This is a genomic window from Streptomyces sp. V1I1 (genome assembly GCF_030817355.1).
GTDB lineage: Bacteria > Actinomycetota > Actinomycetes > Streptomycetales > Streptomycetaceae > Streptomyces.
Map to the genome: position 1 here is coordinate 7,024,416 of NZ_JAUSZH010000001.1, position 17,087 is coordinate 7,041,502.

At 70.6% G+C, this 17,087-nt stretch carries 17 protein-coding genes and 1 riboswitch; of the genes, 14 read left to right on the forward strand and 3 right to left on the reverse strand.

All coding sequences use genetic code 11. The features are described from left to right. Positions 1-165 precede the first annotated feature (165 nt). Together QFZ67_RS32935 and QFZ67_RS32940 are read left to right on the forward strand one after the other, a co-directional pair. Positions 166-1,029, forward strand: coding sequence for a carbon-nitrogen hydrolase family protein (locus tag QFZ67_RS32935; RefSeq protein WP_307664681.1), 864 nt, complete (start codon positions 166-168; stop codon positions 1,027-1,029). Positions 1,030-1,083: 54 nt separating this feature from the next. Then, positions 1,084-2,790 (forward strand): NAD(P)/FAD-dependent oxidoreductase, encoded by a 1,707-nt coding sequence (locus tag QFZ67_RS32940; protein ID WP_307664682.1) that lies wholly within the window; start codon positions 1,084-1,086, stop codon positions 2,788-2,790. A gap of 75 nt (positions 2,791-2,865) precedes the next feature. Here the strand turns inward: QFZ67_RS32940 and QFZ67_RS32945 are convergent, their stop codons facing one another. Continuing rightward, a complete protein-coding gene (locus QFZ67_RS32945) occupies positions 2,866-3,543 on the reverse strand; it encodes a DUF5995 family protein (protein ID WP_307664683.1) in 678 nt (225 codons plus the stop codon). Between the two features lie 236 nt (positions 3,544-3,779). Between QFZ67_RS32945 and QFZ67_RS32950 the strand changes: the two genes are divergently transcribed. Continuing rightward, entirely contained in the window at positions 3,780-5,063 is a 1,284-nt protein-coding gene (locus QFZ67_RS32950; RefSeq protein WP_307664684.1) for an alginate lyase family protein, read from the forward strand. 136 nt (positions 5,064-5,199) lie between these two features. Here the strand turns inward: QFZ67_RS32950 and QFZ67_RS32955 are convergent, their stop codons facing one another. Further along, positions 5,200-6,414 (reverse strand): MFS transporter, encoded by a 1,215-nt coding sequence (locus tag QFZ67_RS32955; protein ID WP_307664685.1) that lies wholly within the window; start codon positions 6,412-6,414, stop codon positions 5,200-5,202. Positions 6,415-6,503: 89 nt separating this feature from the next. Between QFZ67_RS32955 and QFZ67_RS32960 the strand changes: the two genes are divergently transcribed. After that, a complete protein-coding gene (locus tag QFZ67_RS32960) occupies positions 6,504-7,667 on the forward strand; it encodes an ROK family transcriptional regulator (protein WP_307664686.1) in 1,164 nt (387 codons plus the stop codon). 43 nt (positions 7,668-7,710) lie between these two features. Here the strand turns inward: QFZ67_RS32960 and QFZ67_RS32965 are convergent, their stop codons facing one another. Further along, positions 7,711-8,097, reverse strand: coding sequence for a hypothetical protein (locus tag QFZ67_RS32965; protein ID WP_373430156.1), 387 nt, complete (start codon positions 8,095-8,097; stop codon positions 7,711-7,713). Positions 8,098-8,310: 213 nt separating this feature from the next. Then, a riboswitch (FMN riboswitch) is annotated at positions 8,311-8,441 on the forward strand. A gap of 153 nt (positions 8,442-8,594) precedes the next feature. On the opposite strand from QFZ67_RS32965, the gene ribD reads away from it, so the two are divergent. The 10 genes from ribD to QFZ67_RS33015 all read left to right on the forward strand — a co-directional run bounded on the left by ribD (position 8,595) and on the right by QFZ67_RS33015 (position 17,073). Beyond that, a complete protein-coding gene (gene ribD, locus QFZ67_RS32970) occupies positions 8,595-9,680 on the forward strand; it encodes a bifunctional diaminohydroxyphosphoribosylaminopyrimidine deaminase/5-amino-6-(5-phosphoribosylamino)uracil reductase RibD (protein WP_307664687.1) in 1,086 nt (361 codons plus the stop codon). Beyond that, entirely contained in the window at positions 9,681-10,289 is a 609-nt protein-coding gene (locus QFZ67_RS32975; RefSeq protein ID WP_307664688.1) for a riboflavin synthase, read from the forward strand. Then, on the forward strand, positions 10,286-10,939 hold the full coding sequence (locus QFZ67_RS32980; RefSeq protein ID WP_307664689.1) for a nicotinamide mononucleotide transporter family protein: 654 nt from the start codon (positions 10,286-10,288) through the stop codon (positions 10,937-10,939). The genes QFZ67_RS32975 and QFZ67_RS32980 overlap by 4 nt, the downstream gene beginning before the upstream one ends. Continuing rightward, entirely contained in the window at positions 10,936-12,225 is a 1,290-nt protein-coding gene (locus QFZ67_RS32985) for a bifunctional 3,4-dihydroxy-2-butanone-4-phosphate synthase/GTP cyclohydrolase II (RefSeq protein ID WP_307664690.1), read from the forward strand. Before QFZ67_RS32980 ends, QFZ67_RS32985 begins: the two co-directional genes overlap by 4 nt. Positions 12,226-12,249: 24 nt before the next feature. Then, positions 12,250-12,735, forward strand: coding sequence for a 6,7-dimethyl-8-ribityllumazine synthase (gene ribH, locus QFZ67_RS32990; protein ID WP_307664691.1), 486 nt, complete (start codon positions 12,250-12,252; stop codon positions 12,733-12,735). A 33-nt stretch (positions 12,736-12,768) separates the two neighbouring features. Beyond that, positions 12,769-13,041: a phosphoribosyl-ATP diphosphatase gene (locus QFZ67_RS32995; protein ID WP_142215995.1), complete on the forward strand. Its 273-nt coding sequence runs from the start codon at positions 12,769-12,771 to the stop codon at positions 13,039-13,041. 44 nt (positions 13,042-13,085) lie between these two features. Beyond that, positions 13,086-13,934 (forward strand): ATP phosphoribosyltransferase, encoded by an 849-nt coding sequence (hisG, locus tag QFZ67_RS33000; RefSeq protein WP_307664692.1) that lies wholly within the window; start codon positions 13,086-13,088, stop codon positions 13,932-13,934. 3 nt (positions 13,935-13,937) lie between these two features. Further along, positions 13,938-14,408: a PH domain-containing protein gene (locus QFZ67_RS33005; RefSeq protein WP_373430157.1), complete on the forward strand. Its 471-nt coding sequence runs from the start codon at positions 13,938-13,940 to the stop codon at positions 14,406-14,408. Between the two features lie 236 nt (positions 14,409-14,644). Then, positions 14,645-15,985: a hemolysin family protein gene (locus tag QFZ67_RS33010; RefSeq protein WP_307664693.1), complete on the forward strand. Its 1,341-nt coding sequence runs from the start codon at positions 14,645-14,647 to the stop codon at positions 15,983-15,985. Further along, a complete protein-coding gene (locus tag QFZ67_RS33015) occupies positions 15,982-17,073 on the forward strand; it encodes a hemolysin family protein (protein WP_307664694.1) in 1,092 nt (363 codons plus the stop codon). Before QFZ67_RS33010 ends, QFZ67_RS33015 begins: the two co-directional genes overlap by 4 nt. Positions 17,074-17,087: the final 14 nt, after the last annotated feature.

Below are 17,087 nucleotides of genomic sequence, written 5' to 3' on the forward strand. Positions count from 1 at the left end.
CGCAGAACCGGGAGGGTCAGGCCCGCGCAATGAATCACCGCCGCGGCCGCCGATTGCGCAATGGATCGACCATCCACGCGCAACGCTCTCGCCTTGTCCGGTGGATGGCCGGACCGTACCGTTTTAGATGTCTTCCTCACCCCTGCACACAGCCTGAGGTCAGCCATGCCGCCGCTGCGCACCGCCCTGCTCCAGAGTTCCGGCCGACCGGGCTCGGTCGCCGAGAATCTCAAGGTGCTGGACGAGGCCGCGGGCCGCGCCGCTGCCGCCGGCGCCGGGCTGCTGGTCTGCCCCGAGATGTTCCTGACCGGGTACGCGATCGGGGACGACGTGCCGCTGCTGGCCGAGCCCGCCGACGGCGCCGGTGCGCGGTCCGTCTCGGAGATCGCCGCACGGCACGGCATCGCCGTCGTCTACGGATACCCGGAGCGCGAGGACGAGCGAAGCGAGATGGGGGTCTCTTCGGCCGAAGTCCCCCAGCTACCGCTGGGAGGTGCCCCCAGGGGGAGGATCTTCAACTCCGCGCAGCTGATCGGCCCCGACGGCGAGCGCCTCGCGAACTACCGCAAGACCCATCTCTTCGGCTGCTTCGAGCAGCAGTGGTTCACCCCGGGCGAGGAACCCGTCGTCCAGGTGGAGCTCGGCGGGATCCGGATCGGCATGCTGATCTGCTACGACGTGGAGTTCCCGGAGAACGTCCGGGCGCACGCGCTCGCCGGCACCGATCTGCTGGTGGTGCCCACCGCCCAGATGCACCCCTTCCAGTTCGTCGCCGAGTCCCTCGTCCCGGTGCGGGCCTTCGAGAGCCAGATGTACATCGCGTACGTGAACAGGACGGGACCGGAGGGCGAGTTCGAGTTCATCGGACTCAGCTGCCTCGCGGGCCCCGACGGAGCGGCCCGCGCCCGCGCCGGACGCGGTGAGGAACTGGTCGTCGGCGAGGTGGACCCAGCCTTCCTGAGCGCCTCGCGCGCGGCCAGTCCGTATCTGCGCGATCGCCGCCCCGGCTTGTACGCCTCCCTGGTCTGACCTCGTCGCCGCCCCGCTCAACGCTTACCTTTCCGTGCAAGGAGTCCGCCCCTCATGACGTCCACGGTGCCCACCGCTGTCCAGCACACCGAAGCGCAGCCGCCGATCACCATGTTCGGTCCGGACTTTCCGTACGCGTACGACGATTTCCTCGCCCACCCGGCCGGCCTCGGCCAGATACCGGCGACCGAGCACGGCGCCGAGGTCGCGGTGATCGGCGGTGGGCTCTCCGGCCTGGTCGCCGCGTACGAGCTGATGAAGATGGGCCTCAAGCCGGTCGTCTACGAGGCGGACCGGATCGGTGGCCGGCTGCGCACCGTCGGCTTCGAGGGCTGCGATCCCGAGCTGTCCGCCGAGATGGGCGCGATGCGCTTCCCGCCCTCCTCCACCGCGCTGCAGCACTACATCGACCTGGTGGGCCTGACGACGGAGCCCTTCCCCAACCCCCTCGCCCCCGGCACCCCGTCGACCGTCGTCGACCTCAAGGGCGAGTCGCACTACGCCGAGACCATCGACGATCTGCCGCAGGTCTACCGCGATGTGATGGACGCCTGGAACGCCTGTCTGGAGGAGGGCGCCGACTTCTCCGACATGAACCGCGCCATGCGCGAGCGCGATGTTCCGCGCATCCGCGAGATCTGGGCGAAGCTGGTGGAGAAGCTCGACAACCAGACCTTCTACGGCTTCCTCTGCGAGTCCGAGGCCTTCAAGTCCTTCCGGCACCGCGAGATCTTCGGTCAGGTCGGCTTCGGCACGGGTGGCTGGGATACCGACTTCCCCAACTCCATCCTGGAGATCCTGCGCGTCGTCTACTCCGAGGCCGACGACCACCACCGTGGCATCGTCGAAGGCAGCCAGCAGCTGCCGCTGCGGCTCTGGGAGCGCGAGCCCGAGAAGATCGTGCACTGGGCGCAGGGCACGTCCCTGAAGTCCCTCCACGACGGCGACCCGCGCCCGGCCGTGACCCGGCTGCGCCGCACCGCGGGCAACCGGATCACCGTGACCGACGCCTCCGGCGACATCCGCACGTACCAGGCCGCCATCTTCACCGCGCAGTCCTGGATGCTGCTGTCCAAGATCGCCTGCGACGACTCGCTCTTCCCCATCGACCACTGGACGGCGATGGAGCGGACCCACTACATGGAGTCGTCCAAGCTCTTCGTTCCGGTCGACCGGCCCTTCTGGCTGGACAAGGCCGTTGACGACAGGGGGAATCCGACCGGCCGCGACGTCATGTCGATGACGCTCACCGACCGGATGACCCGCGGCACGTATCTGCTGGACAGCGGGCCTGACAAGCCCGCCGTCATCTGCCTCTCGTACACCTGGTGCGACGACAGCCTCAAGTGGCTGCCGCTGTCCGCGAACGAGCGGATGGAGGTCATGCTCAAGTCGCTCGGCGAGATCTACCCGAAGGTCGACATCCGCAGCCACATCATCGGCAACCCGGTGACCGTTTCCTGGGAGAACGAGCCGTACTTCATGGGCGCGTTCAAGGCGAACCTGCCCGGCCACTACCGCTACCAGCGGCGGCTGTTCACCCACTTCATGCAGGACCGGCTGCCCGAGGACAAGCGCGGCGTCTTCCTGGCCGGCGACGACATCTCTTGGACGGCGGGCTGGGCCGAGGGCGCCGTACAGACCGCGCTGAACGCGGTGTGGGGTGTGATGACCCACTTCGGCGGTACGACCGACGCGAGCAACCCGGGTCCGGGCGACCTCTACGACGAGATCGCTCCGGTCGAGCTGCCGGAGGACTGAGTCCGGGACTGAGCTTCCGTCCGGGGCCGGCCGCGATCCGGCCGGCCCCGGACGGTTATCAAACGATCAGGCGCCTCAGGGCCAGGGAGTGAGCAAACAGCGCCCGACGAGTCCGACTCCGGTGTCCAGCCGCTCGGTGAACTCCTCGGCCAGGCCCGGGAGTTCGCGTACGCCCCACAGCAGCCGCGCCGCCGACCAGGCGCCGTCGCGGGCCCGGTCCAGGCTCCAGGAGCCGAGCAGATGCGTGAGCGGATCGGCGATCTCCAGCAGATCGGGGCCCGGCATCAGATCCTCGCGGATGCGCTCCTCCAGCAGGGTGAGAATGTCGCCCACGCGGTCGAACTCGCCCTCCAGATCGGCCGGTTCGCAGCCGAGGGCATGACAGGTGTCCACCACCGCGAGGGCCAGATCGTGCCCGATGTGCGCATTGATGCCGGCGAGGGCGAACTGCAGCGGTCGTACACCGGGATGGCGCCGGTACTGGAACAGCGGCCGCCAGCAGGCCGGCGGGCGATGGCCCGCGGCCGCCGCGTCCACGGCCGTCAGATAGCGCCGCGCGAAAAGGACGTCCAGCGTCACGGCGGCGCGCCGGTCGGGGAACTCACCGCCGTCGATGCACCGGTCGATCTCCTCCGTCACGGCCAGATAGACGCGGTTGAAGACGGCCACCCCGTCCGTGGCCGGCCAGCTGGAGCGGAAGGAGTGCATCCGCTCCACCACGGTGTCGAGCGGGACCTGTTCCGTGTGCGCCATGGTGGCAGCGTCCCAGCCATGGGCTCGGCGACGTGGTGCCGGGCCGGGGCTTCCCCAGAACGGGGGACCTGCGAATGGGTGTCGGCCCCGGCGCCGTACGCCGAGGTCCCCGAGTCCAGCTGGCGCGCAGTCCCATCCGTGAATCGTGCGCGGGGCATTGTCACCCGTACCGGGTAGCCCTACGCTCGCACGGTCCCGTTCATGAATAACGTTCACATATCTGATGGGAGCGCTTGATGACCGGAAGTCCCCGACGGCGCCTGGGAGTTGTACTCACCGCCGTGGCCGCCTGTGTCACCGTCCTCGTACCGATCGCGTCGTCCCAGGCAGCGGCGTCCAGCTCGCCCCGGGCGCCCAAGACCGTGGTGATGGACGGAAAGCGGCTCCTCCAGGCCAAGGCGCGGCTCGGCCACGGCGATCCGGCGCTGCGCAGGGCGGCCAAGGACCTGGTCGTCCGCGCGGACGGCTGGCTGGGGAAGGGGCCCTGGACGGTCGTGGACAAGCCCAAGCCCGCGCCGAGCGGCGACCCCCACGACTATCTGAGCCAGGCGCCCTACTGGTGGCCCTCGCAGCCCAAGACGCCCGAGAATCCCTGGGGTTGCCCGTACGTCCAGCGCGACGGCGAGCGCAATCCCGAGGTCGACACCGGTACCGACCGGCCTGACATCGGCAAGGTCGTGGGCTCGGCCACCACGCTGAGCCTGGCGTGGTACTACACGGGCAAGAAGCAGTACGCCGAGCACGCCTCGAAGGTCCTGCGCACCTGGTTCGTGGACCCCGCGACCCGGATGAACCCCCAGCTGAACCACGGGCAGTTCATCCCCTGCAAGTACGACGGCCGGGCCATCGGCATCATCGACTTCTCGCAGCAATACACCAGCGTCCTGGACGCCATCGCGATCCTGGACACGGGGGCACCCGGCTGGTCCAGGAGCGACCGGGCCGGTATGCGGGCCTGGAACGTGTCCTTCCTGGACTGGCTGGTGAACTCGCCCTTCGGCAAGCAGGAAGCGGCGGCCAAGAACAACCACGGCACCTTCCACGACATGCAGGTCGCCGCGCTCGCGCTCGCCACCGGCGACAAGGAGCTGGCGCGCAAGGTCGTCCGCGACGCCCGCGGGCTGCGGATCGACCCGCAGATAGCGGCCGACGGCAGCCAGCCCCAGGAGCTCGCCCGGACCCGCAGCTGGCACTACTCCACCTTCGACCTGGTCGCGTACACCCGGCTCGCCGACATCGGCAGGCATGTCGGCGTCAACCTGTGGTCGTACGAAGGCCCGGACGGCCAGAGCTTGTTCAAGGCGGTCGACTATCTGCTGCCCGCCGCGACCGGGGCCGCCCGCTGGCCGCACCCCGAGCTCGAGTTCTACCGGTACGCGGCGAGCGATGTCGTGCACGCGGCCGCGGACGCCGGGGACCGCAGGGCCAAGGCGGCGGTGCCGCGGCTGGAGACGCCGCCGGGCGGAGACCTGTGGGCGCTGCGGCCCGCGGCGGAACAGCTGGACTCGATCGCGGGCTGATCCGGGGCCTGTCGCCTACCTCGCACCTTCCCGCAACGGGGGTCCGGGGCGAAGCCCCGAAAACAAGCCTCGCCGGCGATTGAGGCGCGGGGGCCGGGGCGGAGCCCCGGTTTCGGGAAGGGGCGGGTGGGGGACCTCAGGCCCGCCGCTCCGGCACGGCCGAACTCGGCGTACCCGACTTCGCGCTCTCCCGCCCCGCCGACCGCAGCACCCCCGCCCCAAGAACCAGGCCGAACGCAAGCGCCGTCACCAGGCCGAAGGAGACCACCAGGCTCGTCGCGTCGGCGACCGCGCCGATCGCCGAGGGGGCGATCAGTCCCGAGGTGTACGTGATGGTCGCGACGCCCGCGATCGCCTGGCTGGGGTTGGGGCCGCTGCGCCCCGCCGCCGCGAAGGCCAGCGGTACGACGACGGCGACACCGAGCCCGATGAAGGCGAATCCGGCCATCGCCACGGCCGGATGCGGCGCCACGACCACAAGGAGACCGCCCGCGGTGGCCAGCACACCGCCCACACGCACCGTCCGCACCGCTCCGAAGCGGTCCACGATCCGGTCGCCCGCGAACCGCGCCACCGCCATCGTCAGCGCGAAAGCCGTGGTCGACGCCGCCGCGAGACCGGCCGACGTGTCCATCACGTCCCGCAGATACACCGCCGACCAGTCCAGACTCGCGCCCTCCGCGAACACCGCGCAGAAGCCGATCGCCCCGATGACCAGCGCCGACCTGGGCGGCAGCGCGAACCTCGGCGGCGGCTCCTCGTCGGGCGCGCTGCGCAGATCCAGTACGCCCTGGCACGCGACCAGCCCGAGCGCGGTCAGCGTCCCGGCCGCGAGCGCGTGGTGCAGCCGTGCGTCGCTGCCAAGATGCGCGGCGAGCGTGCCGCCCGCCGAGCCGATCAGTGCGCCGGCGCTCCACATGCCGTGCAGCCCGGACATGATCGAGCGGTTCATGCGGTTCTCGATCTCGACGCCCAGGGCGTTCATCGCCACGTCCGACATCCCCGCCGATGCCCCGAACATGAAGAGCGCCGCGCACAGCGTGAGGAGATTCGGGGCGAAGGACGGCAGGACCAGCGCGAGGGTCCACAGGGAGAGCAACCCGCGCAGGGCGTTTCGCGCGCCGAAGCGGTGGCTGACCGCTCCGGCCAGCGGCATCGCCACGGATGCGCCGAGCGCGGGGAAGGCGAGCGCCAGACCGAGCTGGCCGGCGCTGACGGCCGCATGGTCCTGAATCCAGGGGATACGGGTGGCGAAGCTGCCGGTGACCGCGCCGTGCACACAGAAGACCGCGGCGACGGCGTACCGCGCCCGCTTCAACTGTCCTTGCCCGAGGACCACTTCGTTCACCATGCCGATGCCCCTCCCGTCGACGTCGTGCGTAAACTATCAGGAACCCTGCCTGATAAATAGTGACGGAAGCGATCTGGAAGGATTCCGGCATGCCTGCATCCCCGAGCACCGCCCGGGCCATCAACGACCGGATCGCGCTTCAACTGCTTCAGCAGGAAGGCCCGTTGACAGCAGGGCAGCTGAAGACCATGACCGGACTCTCCCGTCCCACCGTCGCCGACCTGGTGGAGCGGCTGCAGGGGTCCGGCCTGATCCAGGTCGTCGGCGAGGCGGGCGCGCAGCGTCGCGGCCCCAATGCCCGGGTGTACGGGATCGTCGCCGACCGCGCGCACCTCGCCGCCCTCGACGTACGCACCCAGAGCGTCACCGTCGTCGTCGCCGATCTGCTCGGCGTCACCCTCGCCGAGGCCTCGCTTCCCATCGACGGCGACACCGGCACCGAACCCGCCGTCGAGCAGGCGGCCGCGCTGCTGGAGCGCACGGCCCGGGAGGCAGGCGCGGCCCGGCTGCACAGCGTCGGCATCGGCGCGCCCGGCCTGATCGACCCGGTCAGCGGCGAACTGCGCGACACCACCGGCCTGCCCGCCTGGCACCGCAGCCTCGTCGCCGCCCTCCAGGAACGGCTGCCGGCCCGGGTCATCGTCGAGAACGAGACCAATCTGGCGGCCGTCGCGGAGAAGCGCCTCGGTGCGGCCGCCGACCGCGACACGTTCGTCTTCCTGTGGCTCGGTCACGGCGTGGGTGCCGCCCTCTTCCTGGACGGCAGGCTCCGCCGGGGCGCCTCGGGCGGCGCGGGAGAGATCGGGTTCCTGCCGGTGCCCGGCACGAAGGGAATTCCGTCCGCGGTCGACTGCGAGGGCGGCTTCCACTCGCTGGCCGGGTCCGCCGCGGTCTGTGCGCTCGCTGCCCGGCACGGCATCGAGGCTGACCGGCCCGAGGACCCCGCTGCCGCGGCGCTCGTACGCAAGGCCGTGGCATCCGGGCACGGCGGCTTCCTCGACGACCTCGCCCACCGGCTCTCCCTCGGCGTGGCCGCGGTCGCCGCCGTACTCGACCCGGGCTGTGTGGTCCTCGGCGGCGAGGTCGGCCACGCGGGCGGCGCGGAGTTGGCCGCCAGAGTCGAGTCCCGGCTGGCCGCGCTGTCCCCGCTGCGTACGGAGGTACGCGCCGGAAAGCTGGGCGGCGCCGCGGTCCTGAGCGGCGCCCTGATCACCGCGCGCGAGGCGGCGCAGGACGACCTCTTCGCCCGCTGAAGGGAGCCGAACGCCGGACGCGGAAGGCTCAACGCCTCCCCGGTCAGCCCAGCCGCTGCGCCAGGAAGTCCTCAAAGGTGACCTTCCCAGCGGCCTGTTCGGGCGTCAGCTGGGCACCGCTGCGATAGCCCGCGTACGCCTTCCCGGCCAGCCGCACCGGCACGATCGGGCGACGCCGCCCGGTGGCGTGCAGACAAGCGCGTGCCAGATCCGCCGGCGGGCGGATCTGGGGGCCGCCCATGTCGTCCACCCGTCCCGCGGGCGCCCCGACGGCCAACTCGGCCAGCCGGTCGGCGACTTCACCCGAGTCGATCGGCTGCAGGCTCACCCCCGAGGGCAGCGGCAGCACCGGCAGCCGTGCCGCGCCCGCCAGCAGGCGCAGCACCAGGTCGTGGAGCGTGCCAGAGCGTGCGAAGCCCGACGGCGGCAAGGGCCGGTTTCCGCCGCCGGGCGGTCCACACCCCACGCTCCGCGGAGGTGTCGCAGAGACTAAAAGGACTAGACCAAAGCGTCAATAGGTCTGATCGAGAAAGCCTGCCCAGGCGCTTGTCGGCCAGGTTGTGACCAGGCTTGTGAGCCAGCCCACAGCCGTTCACTCGCATGGCTCACGAGCGGGCGTGGCACACTTGCCCTGTATCAGCAGCAGCGCACTCCGGGGTCGGTGTAATTCCGAACCGGCGGTTACAGTCCGCGACCCGTCCGCATCCAGCGGCCGGTTGACCAGGTGAAATTCCTGGACCGACGGTGAAAGTCCGGATGGGAGGCAGTGCGCGGCGGGCGGCCGTTTCCGGCATGCCGGCCGTAGTGGCTGATCGCCGTCCGTCGGCGATCGGTGTGCTCGGTCCCGGCGTCCTCGTGAATCGTTGTCCCGCTCTCTGTCGTCATCGACAGGCCCCGGAGTCCGTGCCCGAAAGGCAGGAGGACCCGGTGGCCACCGCAGCCGACCAAGACGCCATGCGCCGAGCCATCCGGCTCGCCGCCCGCGGACTCGGCTCCACCAGCCCCAACCCGGTTGTCGGGTGCGTCATCCTCGATGCCTCCGGACAGCCCGCCGGCGCCGGCTACCACCAGCGCGCCGGCGGTCCGCACGCCGAGATCCACGCCCTGCGCGACGCCGGTGACCGGGCCCTCGGCGGCACCGCGTACGTCACCCTCGAACCCTGCAACCACACGGGCCTCACCGGCCCCTGCGCCCAGGCGCTGATCGAGGCCGGAATCAGCCGGGTCGTGTACGCGGTCGGCGACCCGAACCCGCAGGCCACCGGCGGCGCCGACACGCTGCGCGCAGCCGGGGTCCAGGTCGAGCAGGGCCTGCTCGCCGACCAGGCCGAAGCGGGCAACATCGCCTGGCTCACCTCCGTACGCCTCGGCCGCCCCTACGTCCTGTGGAAGTACGCCGCCACCCTCGACGGCCGTATCGCCGCGTGGGACCGCACCAGCCGATGGATCACCTCGCCCGAGTCCCGCGCCGACGTCCACCGGCTGCGCGCCGAGGCCGACGCGGTGATCGTCGGCTCGGGCACGATGCGTGCCGACGACCCGCACCTCGCGGTACGCGGCATCGATGACGCCGTACAGCCGCTGCGGGTCGTCGTAGACACCGAAGGCACCGCTGTGCAGCCCGGCGCCCGCGTCCTCGACGACGCCGCGCCGACCCTCATCGCGGTCGCCGAGGACGCCGAGACCCAACTGCCCGATGTCGTACGGCTACCGAGGGCCGGCCGGGGCCTGTCCGTACCGGCCCTGCTGAACGCCCTGCACCAGCGCGGCATCCGCTCCGTACTCCTCGAAGGCGGCCCGACTCTCGCCGGAGCCTTCGTCGCCGCGGGCGCCGTCGACAAGGTCGTCGGTTATCTCGCCCCCGTACTCCTCGGCGCGGGCCCCGCCGCCCTCGCCGACGCCGGAATCTCCACGATCAGCGAAGCGTTGCGGCTCGACATGAGCGAGACCGTGCGCATCGGCTCCGATCTGCGTATCACCGCCGTCCCCGCCACAGCCCCGAAGGAGCGCTGAGTGTTCACCGGAATCGTCGAAGAGCTGGGTGAGGTCACCGCCGTCGAAAACCTCGGCGACGCCTCGCGCTTCCGACTGCGCGGCCCCCTCGTCACCGAAGGTGCGAAGCATGGCGACTCCATCGCCGTCAACGGCGTCTGCCTCACCGTCGTCGACTTCGGGGACGGCGAGTTCACCGCCGATGTGATGGCCGAGACGCTGAACCGCTCCAGCCTCGGGGCGCTCGAAGAACGCTCCCGCGTCAACCTGGAGCGGCCGATGGCCGTCGGGGACCGGCTCGGCGGGCACATCGTGCAGGGACATGTCGACAACGTCGGTACCGTCCTCGAGCGCAAGCCGTCGGAGAACTGGGAGATCGTGAAGATCTCCCTCCCCGCCGACCTCACCCGCTACGTCGTCGAGAAGGGCTCGATCACCGTCGACGGCGTCAGCCTCACCGTGGTCGACGCCGGCCCCGACTACTTCACCATCAGCCTCATCCCCACCACCCTCGCCCTGACCACGCTCGGCATCAAGCAGCCCGGCGACCCGGTCAACCTCGAGGTCGACGTCATCGCCAAGTACGTCGAGCGGCTGCTCGGCGCGGACGCCGGGGAGAGCGCGAAGTGAGCGCAGTCGACTGGCTGAACAGTGAGGCCTTCACGGCCTTCGACCAGCACATCAAATGGTCCGACATGATCGGCAACATCGTCGGCCTGATCGCCCTCGCGCTGGGCTGGCGGCGCTCGATATGGACCTGGCCCGCTCAGTTCGCCTCCGGCGTCATCCTCCTCGTCGCGTTCGCCTCCGCGCATCTGACCGGCAGCGCCGGCAAGCAGGTAGTGGTCATGGCCGTCGCGTCGTGGGGCTGGTGGCAGTGGACCCGCGGCCGGCAGCAGGCCCAGGACGGCTCGATCGCCGTCCGCTTCGCCACCTGGCGCGAGCGTGGCGTCCTCGCCGCCGGTGCGGCCGTCGGCACCCTGGCCGTCGGCGGGCTGTTCACCCTGTACCCGTCGCTGTCCTGGGACCCGTGGCCCGACGCGTACATCTTCGTCGGCACTCTGGTCGCCATGTACGCACAGGCGCGGGGCATGGTCGAGTTCTGGTTCGCGTGGCTGCTCGTCGACCTCGTCGGCGTACCGCTCAACTTCGCCAACGGCTTCGCCTTCTCCGGTTTTGTCTACGTCATCTACGGCGCGCTCGTCCTGTGGGGCATGCGCGACTGGTGGCTGCGCTCGCGAACGAGCGCCAAGCCCTCCCTGGAAGGAGCAGCGGCATGACTGCACTGCCCACCTGGTACTCCACCGACAACGTCGAGGACTTCTCCCTCGACCCGGTCGAGCAGGCCATCCGCGACATCGCCACGGGACGACCCGTCGTGGTCGTCGACGACGAGGACCGCGAGAACGAGGGCGACCTCGTCATCGCCGCCGAGAAGGCCACGCCCGAGATCATCGCCTTCATGATGAGCGAGTGCCGCGGCCTGATCTGCGCTCCGATGGAGGGCGAGGAGCTGGAGCGGCTCGACCTGCCGCAGATGGTCGAGCGCAACACCGAGTCGATGCGCACGGCCTTCACCGTCTCCGTCGACGCGGGGCCCGCGTTCGGCGTCACCACCGGCATCTCCGCGGCCGACCGTGCCACCACCCTCCAGCTCCTGGCGGGCGGCGAGGCAGTGGCCTCCGACTTCGTACGCCCCGGTCATGTCTTCCCGCTCCGCGCCAAGCCCGGCGGGGTGCTGGTGCGCAACGGCCACACCGAGGCCGCGGTGGACCTCGCCCGGCTCGCGGGCCTGCGCCCGGCCGGCGCCATCGTCGAGATCGCGGGCGAGGACGGGGTGATGCTGCGGCTGCCCGAGCTGATCCCGTTCGCCCGCAAGCACGGCCTGACGATCATCTCCATAGAGGACCTGATCGCATACCGCCGCACCTCCGAGCCGACCGTCAAGCGCGAGGCCGAGGTCAATCTGCCCACCGCCTTCGGGCAGTTCACCGCCTACGGCTACCGCTCCACCGTCGACGGCATCGAGCATGTCGCGCTCCTCCACGGCGAGATCGGCGACGGCGAGGACGTCCTCGTACGCGTCCACTCCGAGTGCCTGACCGGCGACATCTTCCACTCGCTGCGCTGTGACTGCGGCCCCCAGTTGCAGGCCTCCATGGAGCAAATCACCGAGGCCGGCCGTGGCGTGGTGGTCTATCTGCGCGGCCACGAGGGCCGCGGCATCGGCCTGCTGTCCAAGCTGCGCGCGTACGAACTTCAGGAGCGCGGCCGCGACACCCTCGACGCCAACCTGGAACTCGGCCTGCCCGCCGACGCCCGCGACTACGCGGCAGGCGCGCAGATCCTCGAGGACCTCGGCGTACGCAGCCTGCGGCTGATGACCAACAACCCCGAGAAGATCACCGCGCTCGTCCGGCACGGCCTCACGGTCCACGGCCGCGAGCCGATGCCCGTCCAGGCGGGCGAGCACAATCTCCGGTATCTGCGCACCAAGCGGGACCGGATGGGACACGACCTGCCCTGGCTCGACGCCACCGGCGTGTCGGCCTGCGGCAACCAGTAAGTCAGAAAGCGGCAAGGGAGAAACATGAGCGGCAAGGGTGCACCCGAACTGTCCGTACGGAACTGCGGCGACCTGCGGGTGGCGGTGATCGCGGCCCAGTGGCACGAGAAGGTCATGGACGGCCTCGTCGACGGTGCCCTGCGCGCACTGCACGAGCTGGGCATCGACGAGCCGACGCTGCTGCGTGTCCCCGGCAGCTTCGAGCTCCCGGTGGTCGCCAAGGTGCTCGCGGGCCGCGGTTACGACGCGATCGTCGCGCTCGGCGTCGTCATCCGCGGCGGCACCCCGCACTTCGAGTACGTGTGCCAGGGTGTCACCCAGGGCCTGACCCAGGTCTCCATCGACACCGGCGTCCCGGTCGGCTTCGGCGTGCTGACCTGCGACACCGAGGAGCAGGCACTGGACCGGGCCGGTCTGGAGGGCTCGAACGAGGACAAGGGGCACGAGGCGGTCACGGCGGCGCTCGCCACCGCGGCCATCCTGCGTTCAGTATCTGAACCCTGGCGCTGAGGAGAGGCCGCTTCCGCGTAGGCTGGGACCATCATGGCCAACAAAACCTTCGAAGAGCTCTTCGCCGAGCTGCAGCTCAAGGCGAAGAACGGCGACCCTGCCACCTCCCGCACCGCCGAGCTGGTGGACAAGGGAGTGCATGCCATCGGCAAGAAGGTCGTCGAGGAGGCCGCCGAGGTCTGGATGGCCGCCGAGTACGAGGGCAAGGAAGCCGCCGCCGAGGAGATCTCGCAGTTGCTGTACCACGTCCAGGTGATGATGGTCGCGCGCGGGATCTCCCTCGACGACGTCTACGCCCACCTCTGAGCACAGCCCCCACTACGTCCGTACGAACGAAGGAAGCCCGTCTCATGCTGCGCATCGCCGTCCCCAACAAGGGTTCACTGTCCGGACCTGCGTCGGCGATGCTCCATGAGGCCGGCTACCAGCAGCGCAAGGAGTCCAAGGAGCTCGTCCTCGTCGACCCCGAGAACGACGTCGAGTTCTTCTATCTGCGCCCGCGCGACATCGCGATCTACGTCAGCTCGGGCAGGCTCGACATCGGCATCACCGGCCGCGATCTGCTGCTGGACTCCGGCGCCAACGCCGAGGAGATCCTCCAGCTCGGCTTCGCCCGCTCCACCTTCCGCTACGCCACCAAGCCCGGCACGGCCAAGGGTGTCGACGGCTTCGGCGGAATGACGATCGCCACCTCCTACGAGGGCATCGTCGCCAAGCACCTCGCCGACAACGGCATCGACGCCTCCGTCGTGCACCTCGACGGCGCGGTCGAGACCGCGATCCAGCTCGGCGTCGCCGAGGTCATCGCCGACGTCGTGGAGACCGGCACCAGCCTGCGCAACGCCGGCCTGGAAGTCATCGGCGAGCCGATCCTCACCTCCGAGGCGGTCGTCATCCGGCGCACCGGCGAGCCCGCCGACGACCCGAAGGTGCAGCAGTTCCTGCGCCGCCTCCAGGGCGTCCTGGTCGCCCGCACCTACGTGATGATGGACTACGACTGCCGGGTCGAGCACCTGGAGCAGGCCGTCGCCCTCACCCCGGGCCTCGAGTCGCCGACCATCTCCCCGCTGCACCACGAGGGCTGGGTCGCCGTCCGCTCCATGGTCGCAGCCAAGGAGGCGCAGCGGATCATGGACGATCTGTACGACATCGGTGCGCGGGCGATCCTCACCACGGCCATCCACGCCTGCAGGCTCTGACGGATGCCCGCGACCATGCCCGCCGCCGCGCCCCAAGTCCCCGCTCTCCCCGTCACGTTCAGGCCGACCCGTACCCGGATCGTCCTGCTGACCGTGGGCGCGGCGATGTTCGCCGTGATCACCGGGGTCGCCCTGATGCTGGAGAAGCTGAGCGCGGGGGAGCGGAGCAGCTTCGTCTTCACCGCGCTGGTCTTTTTCGGCGTACTTGCCCTGCTGAGCCGGCCCAAGGTCGTCGCCGACGAGCACGGCGTCACTGTCGTCAACCTCACCCGAACCCGTCGGCTGGAGTGGGCGGAGATCCTGCGGGTGAATCTGCGCCCCGGCGACCCGTGGGTGTTCCTCGACCTCAGCGACGGCACCAGCCTGCCGGTGCTCGGCATCCAGCCCGGCATCGCCAAGGCACAGGCCATCAGTGACGCCCGCGCGCTGCGGGCGCTCGTGGAGAGCCGGGGCATCCGCGCGGACGAGGACTGAGCGGCCACACCCCTGCCGCGTCGGCCGCCCGCCGGCTGTGTCTTCCCGGGGGACACGCCCCGAGCCTCCCGGCTCAAAACGATTACTCTGGTGGCCGGTGGCGACAAGCTCGCCCTCCCCGCATCACCCGGCCGCCAGCGGCCCGCGGGGCACCTGCGACCCGAGGAGTGACTCCCTCCAGCAATGGACGGATCGTCCGGTAGTACCTGCGCCGCCCCCTCCCAGGAGGCGGCGGCATGATCATCCCCCTGTTGCTGCTTGCCGCAGCGTTCCTCCTGATCCTCGCCAACGGCTTCTTCGTGGCGGCCGAGTTCGGCCTCGTCACGGTGGAGCGGCCCGATGCCGAGCGCGCCGCCGCCGAGGGCGACCGCCGCGCCCGCCGTGTCGTCAAGGCACTGCGGGAGCTGTCCTTCCAGCTCTCCGGCACCCAGCTCGGCATCACCATCACCTCGCTCGTCGTCGGTATGCTCGCCGAACCCGCCCTGGCCCAGCTGCTCGACGGGCCGCTGACCGCGACCGGGCTGCCCGAAGGGGCCGTCTCCGGGGTCGCGGTGGTGATCGGGATGCTGTTCGCCTCCGCCGTCCAGATGGTGATCGGCGAGCTCGTTCCCAAGAACTGGGCGGTCTCCCGGCCGTTGCAGGTCGCGCGGTTCGTCGCAGGACCGCAGCATCTCTTCTCGACCGTCTTCCGCCCCGTCATCACCCTGCTCAACGCGGTCGCCAACCGCCTCGTACGGCTGTTCGGCGTCGAACCGGCCGAGGAGCTGGCATCCGCCCGCACCCCCGGCGAGCTGGTCTCGCTGGCCCGACACTCGGCACGGGCCGGCGCGCTGGAGCAGGACACCGCGGATCTGTTCGTACGGACCCTTTCGCTCGGCCACCTCACCGCGCAGCATGTGATGACCCCGCGGGTGAAGATGAGCGCTCTCCAGTCCGACGCCACCGCGGCGGACGTCCTCAACCTCACCCGCGCCACCGGCCTTTCGCGCTTCCCCGTCTACCGGGAGCGCATCGACGAGATCGTCGGGATGGTGCACCTCAAGGACGCCCTCGCTGTCCCGGTCGAGGAGCGGCTGCGCACCCGCGTCGACCGGGTCGCCGTACCGCCGCTGCTGGTGCCCGAGACACTCCCGGTGCAGCAGCTCCTGGAGCGGCTGCGCAGCGAGCAGCCCATCGCGGTGGTGGTCGACGAGTACGGCGGCACGGCCGGAGTCGTCACCCTGGAGGACATCATCGAGGAGCTCGTCGGCGAGGTCCGCGACGAGCACGACGCCGAGGCCGACGGGCGGCCCGAACTCGCCCCGGTGGCCGCTGAGGAAGGCAGCCCCGCCTGGGAGGCCGACGGCAGCTGCCGGGTCCTCACGCTGCGCCGGATAGGCCTCGATGTGCCCGACGGCCCGTACGAGACCGTGGCGGGTCTCGTCGCCGATCTTCTGGGGCGCATCCCCGCCCCCGGTGACCGGGCCGAACTGCCCGGCTGGCGGCTCTCGGTGCGGCAGGTGGACCGCTACCGCGCCGAACGGGTGCGCCTGGTGCGTACCGCCGATGTGCCGGCCGTGACGGAGGCCGCCCGATGAGCGTCCTCCAACTGCTGTTCGCGCTGCTCCTGGTGCTGGCGAACGGATTCTTCGTCGGCGCCGAGTTCGCCCTCGTCTCCGTACGCCGCAGCCAGATCGAACCGCTTGCCGCAGCAGGTTCCTCGCGGGCCCGGCAGGTGCTGCACGGCCTGGAGAACCTGCCCCAGATGATGGCGGCCGCACAGTTCGGCATCACCATCTGCTCGCTGACACTCGGCGCGGTGGCCGAGCCGACGGTCGCGCAACTGGTGGAACCGGTCTTCCACGCGGCCCATGTGCCCGAGGGCCTGATCCATCCGCTGGGCTATGTCATAGCCCTGGCTGTGGTCGTCTTCCTGCACCTCGTCATCGGCGAGATGGTCCCGAAGAACCTCGCCATGGCCGCCCCCGAGAAGACCTCGCTCTGGCTGAGCCCGGGCCTGGTGGGCTTCGCCCGGCTGTGCCGCCCGGTCACGGTCGGACTCGGCGCCTGTGCCCGGCTGGTGCTGCGGGCCTTCCGCGTCGAGCCGAAGGACGAGGTGGAGGCGGTCTTCACAAGCGAGCAGCTGAACCGTCTCGTCGAGGACTCGGGCCAGGCGGGTCTCCTTCAGCCGGCCGAACAGGAGCGGCTCGAGGACGCGCTGGAGCTGGGCAGCCGCCCGGTGACCGATGTGCTGATCGCCCGCTCCACACTCGTGACGGTCCCGCCCTCGGTCACCCCGCGCCAGATCGAGGAGCTGACGGTACGCACTGGCTACTCCCGCTTTCCGGTCTGCGCGGAGGGCACGGGCCCCTATATGGGCTACCTCCACGTCAAGGACGTACTCGATCTGGAGGACCGTGAACGGGCCGTGCCCCAGCACATCTGGCGTCCCATGGCGACCCTGCGGGCCGAACTCCCCCTGGACGACGCTCTCACCGTGATGCGCCGCGCGGCCACCCACCTCGCCCAGGTCGCCGACGCGTCCGGCCGGGTGCTGGGACTGGTCGCACTGGAGGACGTCCTGGAAATGCTGGTCGGCGAGGTCCGTGACCCGTCCCACCGGGTGACGGTGCCCCGGGTGCCCCAGGCGGCCCAGCCGGCACTGGACACCGCGCTGACCGGCTGAGCCTCGGCGCCAGG